Below are 15224 nucleotides of genomic sequence, written 5' to 3'. Positions count from 1 at the left end.
TGGCCTCCTGTTTTGTGGGATCGAGGTCAGTTCGGACGGTTGATCGAGCGCATCGTCTCGAGGAGCCGGTCCAGGCTCTTGCTCGCCCCAGCCTCGCGCCGTGCGATGCGTGCGGCGACCGACAGGAAGTCGGTGGCCGCCTTCTTCGAAAAGTGGCCTGCCTCTCGCAGGAACTTCTCGCAATCGGAGAGGGTCTTGAGCCCGTCGATCTCGGACTTCACGTCCTCGACGAGCGCCTTGTCGTTCATGCCGAAGAGGACGACGCTGACCTCGTGGAGGTCGAGCTTCTTGATCGTCCGGTTCGGCTCCTCGGGCTTCGTGCCCCAGGAATATTCCTTCGCGCGGTAGCCGATAGACAGGCCGTCGAGCTCGCCTTCCTTCATGGCGGCGTAGACGCGCTTCCCGATATCGGTGTCGAGCGCGATCAGCTTGCCTTCGACGGCGAGGCCCTTGGAATCCTCCTCCATCGAGGTCCACCGGCCGATCGGCACCATGTCCGAGGACGAAAAAAAGCCGCCATGCTGCAGAAGCATCTTCGGCAGCTTCTTCTTGGCCTTCCAGTCGCGCAGCGTCTGCGTGAAGGCCCCTTTCACGATCATATCGCCGCCAAGGTCTTCGTTGCCGAAGATCGAGCCGTAACCGCTGAACGTGCCGTCGGCGGAATCCTGGGCGAACTTGACCTCGAAGCCGACCTGATGGTGGTCAATCTGCATCCGGATCGTCCTTTTCTGGGGCCGGATCGGCGGCCAGCGCGGCCTTCGGCGGCAGGATAGGCTGGCCATCGGCGCCGATCGGGGCCGAGTTCATCGGTGCCCAAGGGCGATCCAGCCCGTCGAGGGGCGCTTCGTCCTCGTAGCCACGGATTTCATTGCCGGTCATGGAGCCCATGCTCCACCGGGCCCGGTAGTATTCAGCGCGCGCCTTGTGATCGCCGCGCAGCAGCTCCGTATCGACGAAGCCGAAGTAGTAGCCGGCCTCGCGCTCCTTCTTCGTAAGGAGCCAGCGATCAGCGCTTTGCTCGATCCGGCGATGCCAGGGCCGCACCGTGTGGACGAGATGGGCCAGGAACATCTGCTCGGACGACGCATAGGTCGCGCTTTTGTCCCCGGCGCCGACCAGGATTGGAAGGACGCCGAACGCTTCGCAGATCCGCTCGATCTGGAACCGGCGCGTCTCGATCGTCTGCGCGTCGGCAGCGGAGAACTGGAGCGGCGTGAACTTGGCGTTGCGATCGAGGATCATCGCCTTGCCGTCGTTGACCCGGCCGACGTATTGCTTGTCGATGAGCGCTCGCCAAAGCTTGAAGCCCGGCTCATCAAGCGTGCCCTCGATCGACAGAAGGCCGCCCGGACGCGCGCCGTTCTTGTGGATCGCTCCTTGGCCTTCTTCGATCGCGACAGCGAGACCAAGGGCCTCGCGGGCGAGCTGGATGGTCTCCAGACCCTTGTAGCCGTTCCACGAGCGGCCGCGCAGGTGCCAGATCTGATCCGAGCCGAAGACCTCGAGCTGGCCGCCAGGACTGGTAGCGCGATATTCGAGCGACCAGTCCGGCAAGCGCTCGACGGAGGCGTCCTCGAGAGGGATGATCTCGCGGACCTCCCCGCGGACGCGGTTCACGAAGGCGTAGGCGTTGCCGCAGAAGAGCGTGTGCATCGAGAGCGTCTCGCGCAGCTCGAAACTCGTCTGAAAATCGTTCGGCGCTGCCGTGATGAGGTCGTAGAGGGCATGGTCACGTGCCTCAACGCGTGACCAGCGGCCCTTCCCGTCCTTCTCGCGCCGATAGAGCTTGAACGGGACCGAGCAGATGCCTTCCGCGACGATCGCAGCGCATCGAAGCGCCGTCGTCACTTCCAAGGCGCGCTTCCAGGTGATGGAAACGCCGCTCGAAGTCGGCCGCGAGCCGAGAAAGGCGCCCCAAAGCTCGTCGACGGCGCCGTAGGAGGTGCCGGAGGCTGATTTCTGCTCCCGCGACCCCGCGAAGAGCCCGAAAATGCCCCCCATCAGGCGGATTTCCGAGCTGCGGCGACCGCGACGGACACCATCATCGCGCCGCCGACCAGGAATGCCGACGGTGCGTGCATCAGATGGACGCCGTAGACGATCGAACCGGCCCCGGTGAGGCCGATCGCGTCGCGAAGACCCGTCGTGAAGGCCCAGCGCAGGGCGAACATCGTCTTCCCCATGCGGTTGGAGCCCTTCAGCCGAGCAGTTCGTCGAGATCGGCGGTCTCCCAGAAGGAGCGGCCGCCGGGTTTCAGTTCGTTTCGGGCCGCGCCGACCGCCATGGCGATGGTCACCATTCCGTCGATGCGCCCGCGCGAGCGTTTCTTGTCGAAGGCCCGGTTCTTCATGCCGTCCGACGTGACGAACGCATTCGCGGCGCACGAGTAGGTCACCGGCGAGCGGTCGATCACGACGCCCTTCTTCAGGATGCGGTCCTCGAGGCGCTCGATCGATCGCGGCATCGACAGCGCCTTATCCTCGAAAATCACCCTGACACCCTGCCCGTGCGCCACGAGCTTGAGCCCCGTTCCCTCAGGCTCGTCCGGCCCCTTGAAGCGCCAGGTCGCGAAGCCGATGTGTTCGCAGGCCGCCTCGAAGTCCCCCATGCCGGCGGAATCGAATGCCATGAACTCGACGTCGTGCTCGGCGCAGAGGCGCGCCACCTCGGCTGCGACGAACGTCTTGTCGATCACCGCTCCGTCGACGGCCGTCAGATACTTCTGCTCGACCCAAAGGTCGTAGGGCGCCTGATCCTTACGCACCCGGTCGGCCAAGCCATCCTTCGTCGTCCAGTACCAGGTCTTCACGTAGAGCCGGCCGTCCGGTCCCAGCCAGACGGCCGTGAGCGCGGTCAGATCGTTTTTCTGCGACAGGTCGAGCGAGAGCCAGCACTTGCAGCCCTTCAGCGTCTCCGGGTCGACCTCGCCTTGGACCGCGTTCCATGCCTCCTCGGCGATCCAGAACTCGGACGCGCCGATCGGGATGCCGAAGTACAGGCGCTTCACGAAGAGGGCCGTCGAAAGCATCTGCCGGGCCGTGTTGACCTGGCCGCGGATGTTCTCGATCGGGAAGGTGATCCCAAGCGCCGGCAGAGCCTTCTGCCAGCACGCCTCGTTGTCGAAGACGGTTTCGCGGTCGGCTTTGTCCACGCGGGCGATGAACGAGAAGGCTTCGTCGTCGCGGATCTCGCCGCGCGCCACCTTCTGGTAAAGCTCGCTGTAGTCGGTGCCGACGAACTGGGTGGACGCCGGCGTGTTTGTGCCGAGCATCATCAGCGCGTCGCCCGGCATCTTCGCGATGGCGGCGCGCCAGATCTCCAGGCTCACGTTCGACTTGAACTCGTGGATTTCGTCGGCGCAAACCAGCGTCGGCTTCGGGCCCGACGGCGCGTCGCCGTTCGCGAGCGCCTGAAACAGCGAGCCCGTTTCCGGGTGCTCGATCTTCCAGGCGTTGTCGCCCTCGCCGCGAATGATGACGTCGCCGTTGGCTTCCAACGTGTCGCCGTCATCGACCTCTTCGCCGTCCTCGACCGGGATCGGGGCGCGGCACATGGCGGCGGCATCCTTGAAGAGGACGTTCGCGGTGTTCCGGTCCTGCCCGATCGCGAAGACCTTCGCGCGCGGCACGCCGTACCAGCCCATCATGTAGAGCCCGACGCCGGCCATAAGCGGCGACTTCGCCTGCCCCTTGCCGGTCTCCATCCAGGCCGATCGCCAGCGCATGCGATCCGACGCGGTGCGCCAGCCGAACAGCGAGCCGATCGCAAAGGTGTGCCAGGGCAGCGGATGGAAGGGCTTTCCCGCCTTGGCGCCCTCGGTGATGGAGAGCACGGCCGGAAAGAACGCCAGCGCCCGCGCCGCCTTCTCAGGCCGCCAGTAGAGGCCGCGTGCGGCGCCGTCGCGGATGTCGCGAAGATGCCGCTCGGCTGCTAGGCGGACGAGCTCGCCGGCAACGATGTCACCGTCGACGACGTCCTGCGCCCATGCCGAGGTCGGGTCATTTGGCCACCGGCTTGAGGAAGGCATCGCGCGCCCGTTCGACCTTCTTGTGCTTCACGACCTTCGTCGTCTTGCCGCGGCGCGTCGGCGGAATGCCAAGCTCGACCTCGAGGATGCGGATTTCTTCACCGGCCTGCCGCATGACGGTCCAGCAGGGGTGGATCTGGGGAACGCCGGTCCGCTTCGCTTTTACGATCGGACCATCTTCGGCGACCTGTCGCGACGCACGCTCGAACTGGACGCGGTAGAGGACGAGGCGCTCAATCATGTGACCGTTCGCCATCGAGAGCGTGCCCATGTCCTGCATCTCGCGCAGCACCTTGCCCCACTGCTCGTTCGCCAAGGCGATGTCGAGCACGTCGACGTAAAGTTGCTGCCAGTCCGGCTCGGGCGGAACGCCGTCGCCGCCGTCGATCGTCGTCAACGTCATGGGTCATCCCCTACGGGGATGGCGAAACCCCCTTTCGGTTTTTTTCGGTTAGTGCGAAGGAAGCTGCCCCACGGGTCTAGCCCCCCAAGGCCCTAGAGATCCGACCCACCCCTCCCCCTGCGGGGGTCAGGCGGCCTCGTTGGGCGTCGGCCCGACCTCGAGCATGACGGGCGGATGGCCCGTGCCCAGGATCCTCAGGTGGACCGAGGCGCCCGCGTTGAGGCGCGCCAGCTCGGCCGGCGTCGGCTCCCAAGCGGTGATCATCGCGGGCGTCTCGGGCCCGTTGACGGCACAGTCGATCGTCACGTCACGGATCGACAGGCCGAGGTAGCCTTGGCTTCGCCCGATGCAGCGCGTCTCGCCTTCGATGCGCTTCGAGATCATGTCGGGGCTCCGCGGCGCCATGGATGGTTCGGATCGAGCGGGCGTCCGTCCACGTCGCTGCCGGCGCGATAGCCTCGACGCTCCTCCGCCTGCTTGTCCTGGTCGTGGTGCGGCTTGCACAGCGGCTGCCAATTCCCGCGATCCCAGAACAGCTTCTGATCGCCCTTGTGGGGCTCGATGTGATCGACCACTGTCGCAGGCTCGACGACGCCACGTTCGTGGCATCGGCAGCAAAGTGGGTGCTCGACCAGGAAGAGTGCTCGTGCCTTCTGCCAGCGCGAGCCATAGCCACGCTCGGCGGACGAGCCGCGGCGGTCCCGTACCATCATTCCGCGCTCGGCCTTAAACCGATCCGCTCGACGCGCAGAACCATGTCCGCGTCGAGCAGCACGACCGACGCGCGGTAGAAGCCGCGGTCGTCGAGACGCTTGCGCAGCGCGAGCTGCATACGGATCTCGTCCACTCGCCTCAGGCTATTACCCATCGTCAGGGTCAGGATGTCGCCGTCAGCGACCTCGATGCGCGCTAAAAGGGCCGCAGCTGCGAGTGACGCAGCGCGTTCGGAGATGATGCGACGCACACGCGCCAAGGGCGTCTCGATGCGTCGACGCCACGAGGGTCTCATGCTGCGCTCCATCAATGCCGGCTGTCCCTCCGCCCGCGTGTCCCCGTGCCTCCTTGGACCGCGAGGGCAAGGACTGACCGCTCTCCCGAGCTTCCGGCGCGTCCCCTGCCACCACGCCGGCGTTGCAGGGCCGATTGTCGCGCTTCTACCCGCCTGTAGGCGCGGCGTGCGCGCCGGCTCCTCGCGTTCGCCACCCAGGAGGAACCGGAAAGTGTTGGGGAACTAGCCCGGCGGAACCGGGCGGGGGAAACTGAAATTCGCGTTGCGCGTTGACGCCTCATACCCGGTCGCATGTTGGGAGAGGCAGAACCGTGCCGGGTTCGCCTCTCCCGCTGCAACATGCACCGGCCGGGCGTCTCGCCGCGGGACCATCCCGGCGGCAAGCTCGAAGGCGACGCGTCGGCGCGCCGCAAACCATCAAACGGATACGAAAAAGGCCGGAGGCGCGTTCTCGACGCAGCTTCCGACCATGGACAATCTATGCCCTTAGCGACCCCCGATGTCAAATCGGCATCTGCGCGAGGCGATTCTAGCCAGTTCGCGCTTCTTTTCGATCGCTCGTCCGCAGTTTCCCCGCCTCTTTCCGGAGGGCCGCAACGATCTCGGACCGCTCTTCGAAGAACGCCTCAGGATCATGTCGCGAGACGCTCAGGCGATCGACCCGGCGCGCCAGGTCGTCGAGGGTGTCGGCTTGACGGCGAAAGGGAGCGGTCGGTTCAGCCATCGCGCTGCTTCGGCTTTCCGAGGCCGAGGACATCGGCCAGCCTATCGAGCGCCGCGAGCAATCGGCCCTTGGACGTCCCCTTCCGAACTTCGAGCACGCGATCGAGCTCACGCAGTGAGCGTCCTTCTCCACACACGAAGCGTACGACGTTATAGTCCGCTTCCGTCATGGCCTCTGAGATAATGCGCAGCTGCCGCGAGGCACGGGCCCGCCCTTCGGTAAAGGCATCCGGCGCCGATCCGCCGTCGACCCGCTCCTGAATAAACGAGGGGGAAGCCTGACCGGCCATCATCCGCTCGTAGACCTGTCGGAAGAGGTGTCCGGCGCGAGCTTGTCGCGGGTCCAGCGAGCCGATCATTTCAAGGCGGACAAGCGGGCTCTCGTTCGAGTTCCGAGCTGCCGCGATCTTCCGCGGGTTTGTCGGATCCTCCGCCTCATCCTTATGGGCGCGGGAATAGTAGGGGTTGTCGACCTCCGCCATGCGAACGTCGACGCCAAGGTTGGTGAACTGGACAGGTTGCGCCAGGCGCGGCCGGTAGTGCGTGACTGGCGACTTGGCAAAGCTGCCCGTGGCGATGCGAACGCCAGCGCCGGTCAAGCGCGAGATCGCCGTCTCCTGCTCAGGAGCGGCGGTCTGATCCCCGGTCGAAGGGTGGGAAAAGTCGGGCATGCTGGCCTTGCTCCTCGGCACTGGAGCCGGCCGTTGTATGTTGCACGTCAGATATGCCCGACCGAACGCTTTTGCGCAAATCCGTTCACGGTTCGATCTCCTAGGAGAGCATCGCCTCCAGGCAGGCAGAATAGGGTTCCGTTCAGCAGAGCTTGGCGCGCCATTCCGCACCGTAGGTCTGCGTCATGAGGCTGGGTGAGAGCGATCCCGTCCGACCCCGCCGGCGCTCCTCTTCGCCCCAGACGGTCAGCGCGCCTCTGAGCGGCGCGACGGGCAACGGATTCTCGCCGAGGATATGGCGGCGGCGCATCCAGTCGGTCGCGACGGGGATGGGGACGCCGAGCCACTCGGCATAGGCGATTGCGTCCTCCAGGCTGCCTTCGAAGCTGTGCGCTTCGGGCAGCAGACGGAAGAACGTCTCTTCGAGGTTCTCGGCGGCCTCCCGGCTCGTCCACTCCCGGCCTTGGATGCTGCCGCGGAACTGGCGCGAGGACAGCATCTGGATCTGCCACGTGAACGTCCGGGTGCCGGCCGGGAAGGTGCCGGAGAGGTCCGCGACATAGCCGATCGTCCATGGACCGTCGAACGCGCGCCACGTCGTCTGCCCACGCTCGTCCTGCCGCTTCGTCCAGCGTAGGCGAAGGGGATAGGCGAGCTCATAGGGGGCGGGCTGTGACATGCCACGACTGAACACACCCAGAGCGAGTCGGGCAATGGTTCATGTCGCCTGCGAGCCGGCCTCTACCTCGGCTATGGTTTCGCGCGCCCTCGCCTGCGGATCGTCCGCCGGCTTCCTCACGAACCGCCGTTTTGCCACGCCGGCCGTCAACCGTTTGACCCTCTCGCGCACCGCAGCCATCTCCTCGGCCGAAGGCTGGGGCTCCGGTTCGACCCGAGCCTCCTCCTCCAGTTCAAGCAGGCGGAGCAGCCGCTGCTCGGCCACCGTCCATTCGGTCTCGATCGCCTGGGTGAGTTCGGCCAGTTCCGCCGGCTCCGGCCGCCACTTGCGGGAATACTTCTTCGGGGCCTCCGAGCGGATCAGTCGACGCACCGCCTCGCGCACGGCTGCGCAGGATCGGCCGGGCAGCGCGATCAGGAAGCCGTCGTAGACCGCATCGTCGTTGCCCCCCTCCTTCTTGGCGAACGAGGCACAGATCTGGTCGGCGACCTCCTCGACGATCATACCACCGTCGCCCGGCACGGTGGTGCGCAGGAGACCGCGTAGGTCCGCCAGCTCGCCGAGGACCGTGCGGCGCTCGACTGCCGTCAGCGCCCCGCCGGCCGGCCAGCGGTAGAGGCCCGGCCCGAGCCTGACCCTACGCGCCTCCAGGGTCGTCACCAGCGAGTTGGCGGCGTCGGAGCTCGGCAATGGCAGCGAAGCGACCGGGGCGCCGGCCGGCCGTACCGTGGGCAGGTTTGTCATGGGATGCTCCATTCGGTTCGAAGGGGACGATGGTGCCGGCCGCCGGCTTGGGCGGACGGTTGATGGCGGCCTGTCGGCGGTCGCGCGCCTCGGCGACGGCTGCGGCGAAATAGGACCAAGAGCGGATGACGCCGCCGCGCTGGCGGGCGCAAAGCCCCTCCACGGTCGGCAGGATGTCAGCCTCGAGGTCGCACCCGGCCGCGATCCAGCCGAAGGGCTCGGCCAGCACGAGGAAGGCGGTCACGTCGACCCGGCCGGCCGTCGCGGCCTGCAACCGGCCGCGCAGGTCGGCGAAGCGGATGCGGTCGCGCTCGGCGGCGTCACCGGGCGCGTCGGGAGGAACGGCATCCGCCCCCTGCGCTTCGAGGCTCGGCCTGCGCATCCGGACGGCACCGGCTGCGAAGTCGTCGAGGGTCGGACGGGCCGGGTTCGCCTTCCGAGCCGGAACGGCATCCGGCAGGGGGGCGAGCATCGGCTCATCGTTCGCGGGCACTCGTGCGCTCGGCAGCGCAGCCTCTTCAGAAGGGGACGTTCTGTAGAGGGGTCGTTCCTTATGGGTGCCTCGCCTGGGTGAGGCAGGGGGTGCCCTCTCTAGGTGAGGCAGGGGTGCCTCATCTGTGAGGCAGGGGGTGCCCTCGCCCTCGTCCCGAACGGCATCGGTCACGAAGGAGAAGAGGTCGAGCTGGTCCGCTCGCGCCTGGTCGTCGAGGATCACGCGATAGCGGTTGGCAGCTTGTCCGCCGTCGCGACGCTGCACCTGCTCCACTTCGACATAGCCCGCGTCTACGAGCCGGCCGAGCGAGCGCTGCAGCGTGCCGCGCGCGATCGACAGCTCGTCCGCCATGCGCTTCTGCGCCCGCGTGCACCAGCCCTTCTTGTCGATGTGCCGGCCCAGCAGCGCGAGCACCTTCAAGTCCGGTCCCGACAGCGCGGGATCGGTCACTGCATCAGCCGGCAGAATAGCGTAGCGGGGGCCGACGCGCTTCGTCATCGCGGCTCCGCAATACACACATTTTGCGCAATACCACTTGACGTTTGCGCAAATCGTGTGTATTTATTACACAACAAACGGAGACGGACATGAGCCCCAAGCGAACGCCTGAAACCCCAAGGGAGATCATCAAGAGGCTGGAAGCCGACGGATGGACCGCCCGACCGGGAAAGGGCGACCACCGGAACTTCACCAAGCCCGGCATGCGGGCGGTGGTGACGGTGGACACCGGGGCCCGAGAGATACCGGTGGGCACGCTCCGGTCGATCTACAGGGCGGCGGGCTGGGACTGGTAGTCCCGGCCCCCGGCCACCCCAGAAAAGAACGAGAAGGACAGGACCATGAGCAAGATCGTCGCCATCATCCACGGCAAGCCGGGCGCCTATGGCGTCAGCTTCCCTGACCTCCCCGGCGCGACCAGCAGCGGCACGACGATCGACGAGGCGCTGGAGCGCGCCGAGGCGGCGCTGGCCGGCCACGTCGAGACCATGGTAGCGGCTGGCATCGATCTGCCGACGCTGCGCAGCGTCGAGGACCTTCGCGCCGATCACGAGTTCCACGAAGACTTCGCCGGCGCGGTCGTCGTCGCGATGGTGGACGTCGAGATGCCCGGCCGTGCGAAGCGCTACAACATCTCCATGGACGAGCGCCTGATGGACCGCATCGACGCACGCGCGCAGTCGTTCGGAGAATCGCGCTCTGGCTTTCTCGCGGCTGCGGCTCGCAGGCGCCTGGCCGAAGAGGCGTAGTCGGCCGGCTGTCACAACATCAGCGGCTGAACCGAGCCGTCCCTGAAAACGCTATCGAGCGGGGTGTCGGCTGTCGGCTCGTCGCCGTCCCAGCCGTTCGGCCAAGTGCCGGCGGAGATCAGTACGCGGATGCGCGTGGCCTCCTCGATGCTGAGGATGTCCACGCCCGGCCGGCCGCGCCGATCCGCCGCGTCGTTGCACATCGCCTGGATTGCTTCGATGCGCGCCAGCGCCATGCGCCGAGCCTCGAAGGTGAGCGGCCCCATGCGCTGCTTGTTCTTGCCCGTCGCCAGTTCACCGGCTTCGCCGAACCCGGTCTTCTTCAGCCGGTGGCGCGGCTCGCGCAGCTCGCGGTAGAGTGGCTTGAGCCCGCGCAGCGGCGCGAGATGCTCCCAGCCCGGCGAGCGCAGGATCGTTTCCAGCGCCAACTCCTGGCTGGCCAGCGGGCAGCCGATGCAGCCTGTGCGCGCGGCGATCTCGGCCGCCTCGTCGCCGCCGTAGGCGTCGGCGATCGCGGCAGTCGCCCAGCCGCCGTAGGCCGTCATGGGCGCGTAGATGCGCAACCAGTCCCAGACGTTGCAGACGCGCCAATGCAGAAGGGGGGCGAGGGTCGCGATCCGGCCGCGCACGCCCTTCGCGTTCGGCAGGACCTCCTGAAACCACCCCTGCCCGCATTCGGCGCCGTCCTTGCCGCACGACATGACGATGCGCTGATCGCGCACCGCGCTCTCGCCCTGCCTTACGCCGGTCAGCATCAGGATCTTGCCGTCGAGCTCGTCGAGGCGCGCTTCGACGGCGGCGGCCATCGGGTCGACCTTGATCTGCCGCGTGCACCAGCGGAACGTGTTGTTGTTCGGCGGCGGCACCCCGCGTCCGAGCATGTAGACGAGGAAGCGCTTGTCCATCGGAGCCATCACCACTTCGCAGCGGATTCCGCGGGCGGCGAGCTGCGCCATGATCGCTTTAGCGGACGCCTGGAGCGGCGGCAGTTCCTGCCGGGTGTCGGCGTAAAAGACGGTGAGCGAGCGCGGAGCAGAGATCCGGCCGGCGTCGATCAGGTGAACGACGAGGGTCAGGAGGGCGGAGCTGTCCTTTCCGCCCGACCATGCGATGCACCAGTGGTCATGCGCCGGCCCGTAGGCCGTGAGCGAGGCGATCGTCAGCTCGACCGCTTCGTCGTAGACGAGACGCTTCGATCCGTCGAAGAGCGAAGGCTGGGCGCGCGAGGTCATGGGGTTTCGCCCTCGGCCATGTGTTCTGAAAGGAGGAAGCGGGGACGGCGCTCGCGGCGGCGCTGAGCGCGCGGGTGCCAGCCCTGCGCGGTGTGGTAGCCGGGCCGGCACAGGCTCGCGCCGTCGACGACCGTCGTGACGAAACCCTCCCGGCAGGCGAGCGCGAAGCCCGCGCGCTGGATGCGGCTCGCGCCGAGGATCACGGCCGCCTCGAGATGACGCGGCAGGATTTCGGCAGCGACCTCGGCGAGCGTCTGGTTGAGCATCGCGCAGCCGGCCTTCGCCAAGCCATGATCCGAGGCGCCCTCGCCGGCCGCCTGACGAATTTCGCTCTCGTCGAGCAGGCGAACCCGCGTCAGGTAGCGGATGATCGCGTGAGAGGTGACGCGGACACTCATTGCACGGCCAGCCAGAAGGCCTGCGCGAACGCGAGCGCGCCGGCCAGCATCATCGCGACGCCGGCGCCACGCTCGGTGAGACGCTCGCCGTCGTAGGCGAGGCTCGATCCGCCTCCGAAGAGGATGGCAGCTGCGACGAGGGTGAGGAGGGCCGCCATCACTCGGCGGCCTCCGCCGGCATCGCCGCGTCCAGCAGCTGGAACAGCGTCGGCACGGCCAGCCGCCGCTCCTGATCACGCAGGAGACGCAGGCCGTCGCGGTAGTAGCCGTCGTTCAGTTCGACCGCGACGCCGCGCCGGCCGAGCTGGATGGCGCGGTTCGGCACCGTGAACAGGCCGCCGAAGGGATCGAAGACCGTCTCGCCCTTCATCGAGTACCGCTCGATCAGGCGATCGACGATGTCGAACTGCAGCGGGCAGATGTGCTTCTCGCGCCCCTTGGCCGCCTGCTCGCCGTTCAGCGTGCGCATGCGGGTGACGTCGTGCCAGATGTCCGGATCGGTCGAGCCGGGCGCCACCGCCATGAAGGTTGTCGGCAGCGCGTCGCGCTTCTCCAGCGCCTCGGCGACCTGGACGTGCTCGCGATAGTCGTAGACGCGCTTCTGCGTCTCCTTCGGGAAGACACGGGCGAGGACGTCGGTCGGCAGCCGCGACAGGTCTTCGACCGTCAGGAAGCGGTCGCCGCTGGAGCGCCAGTGCGCGTGCGCGTCGAGCTGCCAGCGGGCGAGCGGATAGTCCTCCCGGTCCTTGGCGATCCGCACGTCGGCGTAGCCCTTCGAGCGGTCGGACTGCGGCTTGAAGAACAGGAGGACGTATTCGGGCGAGCCGACGCCCATCTTCGAGCCGTCCTTCAGCATCTCCGAATAGGACAGCCGGTAGGTGCCGTTGTTCTCGAACACGACGTCGGTGTCGACGGTGATCATCCCGCAAAAGACGAAGCCGTGCCGCATGAAGTGGAAGCCCGCCTCCATGTGGAAGGGCGAGACCGACGGCCGGCCGAAGCCGGTCACGTTGCCGAACAGGATCCGGTCCTTCACGTGGATCGCGGCGATACGGCCCGGCTCGAGGACGCGGAAGAGCTCCGGCGTCAGGAAGTCCATCTGCGCCCAGAAGTGCGCGTTGTCGTCGGTGTGGCCGAAGTCGTTGTAGCTCGGCGTGTATTCGTAGTGGTTGGCGAAGGGGATCGAGGTCACGATCAGGTCGACCGAGGCGTCGGGCATCGCCTTCGTCTCCTCGACGCAGTCGTTGTTCGCCACGCGCCAGCCGTCGCCGGCCGCCTCCTGCCGCTCGATGCCGATGGCCCGCTGCATTTCGCTGGCCATGTTCAGCTGCTCGAGGCCGAACTCGCGAATGATCGCGCTCATGGTCTCCATCATCTCCTCGTGCTGGGTCCATTTCTCCATGAGGATGCGCATCGTCCCGCGCTCCTGGTCGGTGTGGACGATGTCGATGCGGACGGGATGCGATTGGCCGAAGCGCAGGATCCGGTGTACCGCCTGGAACCAGTCGTTGAACTTCGGGCTGATCCCGGTGAACACGGCGCGGTGGCAATGGTGCTGGAGGTTCGCACCCGAGCCGAGCATCACCGGCTTGGCCGCGATGTGCTGCAGCCGGCCTTCCGCGAAATCGGAGACGATGCCCTCACGCTCGTCGAGGTCCTGCGATCCGAACACGGATCGGACGCCCGGTACCGCCTTCTCGATCGCGCGCCGCTCGTCCTCGAGGTCGTGCCAGACGATGAAGTGGTCGGCCGGGTCGGCGGCAACGATCGCGGCCGCCGTCGCAATGCGCTGATCGAGGCTCGTCCGCTTCTCGCGCGCGGCCGCCTGCAGGTCGTTGCCCTCTTCGCGCAGCAGGCGCCCCTGCCCGTCCCGCTCGAAGCTGCCGTCGAAGATCTCGGTCGCGATCTCGTGAAAGCGCACGTCGAGCGGCGGAAGGTCATAGCCTTCGTCCGAGAAGCCGAGGTCGGACGGCTTCTGCAGGAACACCGCCCAGGTGTTCACCCACAGCCAAAACTCCCGCTCCTTGTGCGGGTAGAGCGTCAGGTCGTTGGCGCGCTCGCTGTTGCGCTGGAAGAAGCGGGTCAGCGCCTGGCCGGTGTCCATCACCCCGAGGAACCCGGCGTAGTGGATCAGCTCTTTCAGCCGGTTCGGCGAGGGTGTGGCGGTCGCGACGAAGCGCAGCGGCACGGCGTCGAACAGCTGCAGGAACGTCTGATAGGTCTTCGAGCCGTAGGAGCGCAGGACGCTCGCCTCGTCGAGGCTGACGACTTGGAACAGCGCCGGGTCGAGCCGGCCGTCGCGGACGGTCTCGTAGTTCGTCAGGTAGATCCGGCAGGCCGACGGGTCGATCTCGGCGGCCGAGCGGATGAAGCGGACCTCGATGCCGAGCAGCGCGGCTTCCTTCACGAACTCCAGACGCACGCCGTAGGGCAGCACGATCAGGCCGACGGCCGTCTCGTCGAGATGCTCCAGCGTCTCGCGCAGGGTTTCGAGCTGCATGCCGGTCTTGCCGAGACCGAAACGCGAGAAGATCGCGCGCCGGCCGCCGCGCACCGCCCACTGGCAGATGGCGCGCTGATGGTCCTTCAGCCGTGGATGGAAGGCGCGATGCGAGACGTCGAAGCCGAGCCGCGGCGCGATCTTCGTCTTCGAGCGGAGGAAGTCGGCATAGCTGGGCGCGGTCATGCAGCCCTCCCGCGGTCGTTGGCGGCGAAGGGCACGCTGAGTGCGCCAGCCGCGTAGGCGCGGACCGTCGCCGCGATCAGGGCGTTCGCCGGCCAGCGGGCGCTGGAAACGATGGGCGAGGCTGCGCCGACCGGGATGAGGACCGCATGCGCCTCGGCCGCGTCGGTGCGATCCTTCGCCTTGCCGACTGCCCAATACGCGCCGGGAAAGAGGTCATCGACGAGACGCTCGGCGCCGCTGAGATCGCCGACCATGCCGCGCGCATGGCGCAGCCAGATGTCGCTGCGGCCCATGCCGACGTGATCGGCCAGCCAGTCGAGCATGTCCCCGTCGAGCGCGAGATCGACCCGCTCGGCGAGCTCGAGGCGATGGACGAGAATCATCGTCATGCGCCGCTCCCCGTCAGGCCGGCGCGCCGGCGAGGATGGTGAGGCGCGGGAGGGTGACGCCCGGATGCTCCGGGTGCCGCCAGTGCCGCGCCTTCCAGGCGGCGGTGCGCGCCGACTGCTCGGCGGCGTCCGTGGCCTCGCGAACCGCCTGCGCTTCGGCGAGCCGACGCCGGCCCTCCTGAAACGGCGATGAGAACTGCACCGTCGCCGGCCGACGCTTGATCCCGTGGTCGCGCAGGAGCGCGGCAGCGACCGCTTCCGGTGCCTCGCCGGCGGCGCTCATCGTCTCGATCTGGCCGAGGATGACCGTCGGCAGCTTATGCAGCGGCGTGCGGGCGTGATTGTTCAGCGTCACGAGGCCTGTCCTTTCAGGTGAGCCGCGTCGCGCCCCAGACCAGGCCGAGCAGGATCAGGCCGAGCAGGAGGTCGAGCGTGGTGGGGAGGATGATCTGGAGGGCGAGAAGGACGCCGGCGGCGGTGAGAACCACCGCCCGCGCCTTGACTTTCAGAAAGCCGATCATCG

At 67.3% G+C, this 15224-nt stretch carries 22 protein-coding genes; 2 read left to right on the top strand and 20 right to left on the bottom strand.

The features are described 5' to 3' along the window. Positions 1-26: 26 nt before the first annotated feature. The 13 genes from ACLNGM_RS10040 to ACLNGM_RS09980 form a co-directional block, all read right to left on the bottom strand. The gene (locus ACLNGM_RS10040; protein ID WP_416358219.1) at positions 27-713 is read right to left on the bottom strand and encodes an HK97 family phage prohead protease; all 687 of its coding nucleotides are present in this window, start codon (positions 711-713) and stop codon (positions 27-29) included. Beyond that, a complete protein-coding gene (locus tag ACLNGM_RS10035) occupies positions 703-2001 on the bottom strand; it encodes a phage portal protein (RefSeq protein ID WP_416358218.1) in 1299 nt (432 codons plus the stop codon). Before ACLNGM_RS10035 ends, ACLNGM_RS10040 begins: the two co-directional genes overlap by 11 nt. Further along, the gene (locus ACLNGM_RS10030; protein WP_416358217.1) at positions 2001-2183 is read right to left on the bottom strand and encodes a hypothetical protein; all 183 of its coding nucleotides are present in this window, start codon (positions 2181-2183) and stop codon (positions 2001-2003) included. Before ACLNGM_RS10030 ends, ACLNGM_RS10035 begins: the two co-directional genes overlap by 1 nt. Before the next feature lie 14 nt (positions 2184-2197). Beyond that, the gene (locus ACLNGM_RS10025) at positions 2198-4027 is read right to left on the bottom strand and encodes a terminase large subunit (RefSeq protein WP_416358216.1); all 1830 of its coding nucleotides are present in this window, start codon (positions 4025-4027) and stop codon (positions 2198-2200) included. Beyond that, positions 3999-4430 (bottom strand): P27 family phage terminase small subunit, encoded by a 432-nt coding sequence (locus ACLNGM_RS10020; RefSeq protein ID WP_416358215.1) that lies wholly within the window; start codon positions 4428-4430, stop codon positions 3999-4001. Before ACLNGM_RS10020 ends, ACLNGM_RS10025 begins: the two co-directional genes overlap by 29 nt. Before the next feature lie 126 nt (positions 4431-4556). Further along, positions 4557-4814 carry a hypothetical protein gene (locus ACLNGM_RS10015; protein ID WP_416358214.1) on the bottom strand — a complete coding sequence of 86 codons (258 nt, stop codon included), beginning with the start codon at positions 4812-4814 and terminating at the stop codon, positions 4557-4559. Then, positions 4811-5143: an HNH endonuclease signature motif containing protein gene (locus ACLNGM_RS10010; RefSeq protein WP_416358213.1), complete on the bottom strand. Its 333-nt coding sequence runs from the start codon at positions 5141-5143 to the stop codon at positions 4811-4813. Before ACLNGM_RS10010 ends, ACLNGM_RS10015 begins: the two co-directional genes overlap by 4 nt. Continuing rightward, positions 5140-5439, bottom strand: coding sequence for a hypothetical protein (locus ACLNGM_RS10005; protein ID WP_416358212.1), 300 nt, complete (start codon positions 5437-5439; stop codon positions 5140-5142). Before ACLNGM_RS10005 ends, ACLNGM_RS10010 begins: the two co-directional genes overlap by 4 nt. Positions 5440-5968: 529 nt before the next feature. Then, positions 5969-6163 carry a hypothetical protein gene (locus ACLNGM_RS10000; protein ID WP_090964647.1) on the bottom strand — a complete coding sequence of 65 codons (195 nt, stop codon included), beginning with the start codon at positions 6161-6163 and terminating at the stop codon, positions 5969-5971. Beyond that, the gene (locus ACLNGM_RS09995; RefSeq protein WP_416358211.1) at positions 6156-6761 is read right to left on the bottom strand and encodes a hypothetical protein; all 606 of its coding nucleotides are present in this window, start codon (positions 6759-6761) and stop codon (positions 6156-6158) included. Before ACLNGM_RS09995 ends, ACLNGM_RS10000 begins: the two co-directional genes overlap by 8 nt. A gap of 214 nt (positions 6762-6975) precedes the next feature. Beyond that, positions 6976-7512, bottom strand: a complete 537-nt coding sequence (locus ACLNGM_RS09990) for a hypothetical protein (protein ID WP_416358210.1) — start codon at positions 7510-7512, stop codon at positions 6976-6978. Between the two features lie 39 nt (positions 7513-7551). Beyond that, positions 7552-8172 carry a hypothetical protein gene (locus tag ACLNGM_RS09985; protein ID WP_416358209.1) on the bottom strand — a complete coding sequence of 207 codons (621 nt, stop codon included), beginning with the start codon at positions 8170-8172 and terminating at the stop codon, positions 7552-7554. Next, positions 8150-9247 (bottom strand): helix-turn-helix domain-containing protein, encoded by a 1098-nt coding sequence (locus ACLNGM_RS09980; RefSeq protein WP_416358208.1) that lies wholly within the window; start codon positions 9245-9247, stop codon positions 8150-8152. The genes ACLNGM_RS09985 and ACLNGM_RS09980 overlap by 23 nt, the downstream gene beginning before the upstream one ends. Before the next feature lie 89 nt (positions 9248-9336). On the opposite strand from ACLNGM_RS09980, the gene ACLNGM_RS09975 reads away from it, so the two are divergent. Together ACLNGM_RS09975 and ACLNGM_RS09970 are read left to right on the top strand one after the other, a co-directional pair. Continuing rightward, the gene (locus ACLNGM_RS09975; RefSeq protein ID WP_416358207.1) at positions 9337-9543 is read left to right on the top strand and encodes a type II toxin-antitoxin system HicA family toxin; all 207 of its coding nucleotides are present in this window, start codon (positions 9337-9339) and stop codon (positions 9541-9543) included. A gap of 45 nt (positions 9544-9588) precedes the next feature. Beyond that, a complete protein-coding gene (locus ACLNGM_RS09970) occupies positions 9589-9996 on the top strand; it encodes a type II toxin-antitoxin system HicB family antitoxin (RefSeq protein WP_416358206.1) in 408 nt (135 codons plus the stop codon). A gap of 11 nt (positions 9997-10007) precedes the next feature. Here ACLNGM_RS09970 and ACLNGM_RS09965 read toward each other — a convergent pair whose 3' ends face one another. The 7 genes from ACLNGM_RS09965 to ACLNGM_RS09935 are packed head-to-tail and all read right to left on the bottom strand — an operon-like array spanning position 10008 to position 15222. Next, the gene (locus ACLNGM_RS09965; RefSeq protein WP_416358205.1) at positions 10008-11228 is read right to left on the bottom strand and encodes a phosphoadenosine phosphosulfate reductase family protein; all 1221 of its coding nucleotides are present in this window, start codon (positions 11226-11228) and stop codon (positions 10008-10010) included. Beyond that, entirely contained in the window at positions 11225-11626 is a 402-nt protein-coding gene (locus ACLNGM_RS09960) for a hypothetical protein (protein WP_416358204.1), read from the bottom strand. The genes ACLNGM_RS09965 and ACLNGM_RS09960 overlap by 4 nt, the downstream gene beginning before the upstream one ends. After that, positions 11623-11784, bottom strand: coding sequence for a hypothetical protein (locus tag ACLNGM_RS09955; RefSeq protein WP_416358203.1), 162 nt, complete (start codon positions 11782-11784; stop codon positions 11623-11625). Before ACLNGM_RS09955 ends, ACLNGM_RS09960 begins: the two co-directional genes overlap by 4 nt. Then, positions 11784-14312, bottom strand: coding sequence for a DNA methyltransferase (locus tag ACLNGM_RS09950; protein ID WP_416358202.1), 2529 nt, complete (start codon positions 14310-14312; stop codon positions 11784-11786). Before ACLNGM_RS09950 ends, ACLNGM_RS09955 begins: the two co-directional genes overlap by 1 nt. Further along, positions 14309-14701, bottom strand: coding sequence for a hypothetical protein (locus ACLNGM_RS09945; protein WP_416358201.1), 393 nt, complete (start codon positions 14699-14701; stop codon positions 14309-14311). Before ACLNGM_RS09945 ends, ACLNGM_RS09950 begins: the two co-directional genes overlap by 4 nt. Before the next feature lie 13 nt (positions 14702-14714). Further along, positions 14715-15056, bottom strand: a complete 342-nt coding sequence (locus tag ACLNGM_RS09940) for a hypothetical protein (protein ID WP_416358200.1) — start codon at positions 15054-15056, stop codon at positions 14715-14717. Positions 15057-15069: 13 nt separating this feature from the next. Next, the gene (locus ACLNGM_RS09935; protein ID WP_416358199.1) at positions 15070-15222 is read right to left on the bottom strand and encodes a hypothetical protein; all 153 of its coding nucleotides are present in this window, start codon (positions 15220-15222) and stop codon (positions 15070-15072) included. Positions 15223-15224 lie beyond the last annotated feature (2 nt).

The sequence above is a fragment of the Aureimonas phyllosphaerae genome (assembly GCF_047943035.1).
Classification (GTDB): domain Bacteria; phylum Pseudomonadota; class Alphaproteobacteria; order Rhizobiales; family Rhizobiaceae; genus Aureimonas; species Aureimonas phyllosphaerae.
Note: the sequence above shows the minus strand (reverse complement) of the source record. Positions and strands in the feature narration are given on the sequence as shown.

Bases quoted from the DNA above. Each gene is read 5' to 3' on its own strand.
- ACLNGM_RS10040 (WP_416358219.1), bottom strand. From the start codon at position 713: ATGCAGATTGACCACCATCAGGTCGGCTTCGAGGTCAAGTTCGCCCAG.
- ACLNGM_RS10035 (WP_416358218.1), bottom strand. From the start codon at position 2,001: ATGGGGGGCATTTTCGGGCTCTTCGCGGGGTCGCGGGAGCAGAAATCA.
- ACLNGM_RS10030 (WP_416358217.1), bottom strand. From the start codon at position 2,183: ATGGGGAAGACGATGTTCGCCCTGCGCTGGGCCTTCACGACGGGTCTT.
- ACLNGM_RS10025 (WP_416358216.1), bottom strand. From the start codon at position 4,027: ATGCCTTCCTCAAGCCGGTGGCCAAATGACCCGACCTCGGCATGGGCG.
- ACLNGM_RS10020 (WP_416358215.1), bottom strand. From the start codon at position 4,430: ATGACGTTGACGACGATCGACGGCGGCGACGGCGTTCCGCCCGAGCCG.
- ACLNGM_RS10015 (WP_416358214.1), bottom strand. From the start codon at position 4,814: ATGATCTCGAAGCGCATCGAAGGCGAGACGCGCTGCATCGGGCGAAGC.
- ACLNGM_RS10010 (WP_416358213.1), bottom strand. From the start codon at position 5,143: ATGATGGTACGGGACCGCCGCGGCTCGTCCGCCGAGCGTGGCTATGGC.
- ACLNGM_RS10005 (WP_416358212.1), bottom strand. From the start codon at position 5,439: ATGAGACCCTCGTGGCGTCGACGCATCGAGACGCCCTTGGCGCGTGTG.
- ACLNGM_RS10000 (WP_090964647.1), bottom strand. From the start codon at position 6,163: ATGGCTGAACCGACCGCTCCCTTTCGCCGTCAAGCCGACACCCTCGAC.
- ACLNGM_RS09990 (WP_416358210.1), bottom strand. From the start codon at position 7,512: ATGTCACAGCCCGCCCCCTATGAGCTCGCCTATCCCCTTCGCCTACGC.
- ACLNGM_RS09980 (WP_416358208.1), bottom strand. From the start codon at position 9,247: ATGACGAAGCGCGTCGGCCCCCGCTACGCTATTCTGCCGGCTGATGCA.
- ACLNGM_RS09975 (WP_416358207.1), top strand. From the start codon at position 9,337: ATGAGCCCCAAGCGAACGCCTGAAACCCCAAGGGAGATCATCAAGAGG.
- ACLNGM_RS09970 (WP_416358206.1), top strand. From the start codon at position 9,589: ATGAGCAAGATCGTCGCCATCATCCACGGCAAGCCGGGCGCCTATGGC.
- ACLNGM_RS09965 (WP_416358205.1), bottom strand. From the start codon at position 11,228: ATGACCTCGCGCGCCCAGCCTTCGCTCTTCGACGGATCGAAGCGTCTC.
- ACLNGM_RS09960 (WP_416358204.1), bottom strand. From the start codon at position 11,626: ATGAGTGTCCGCGTCACCTCTCACGCGATCATCCGCTACCTGACGCGG.
- ACLNGM_RS09955 (WP_416358203.1), bottom strand. From the start codon at position 11,784: ATGGCGGCCCTCCTCACCCTCGTCGCAGCTGCCATCCTCTTCGGAGGC.
- ACLNGM_RS09950 (WP_416358202.1), bottom strand. From the start codon at position 14,312: ATGACCGCGCCCAGCTATGCCGACTTCCTCCGCTCGAAGACGAAGATC.
- ACLNGM_RS09945 (WP_416358201.1), bottom strand. From the start codon at position 14,701: ATGACGATGATTCTCGTCCATCGCCTCGAGCTCGCCGAGCGGGTCGAT.
- ACLNGM_RS09935 (WP_416358199.1), bottom strand. From the start codon at position 15,222: ATGATCGGCTTTCTGAAAGTCAAGGCGCGGGCGGTGGTTCTCACCGCC.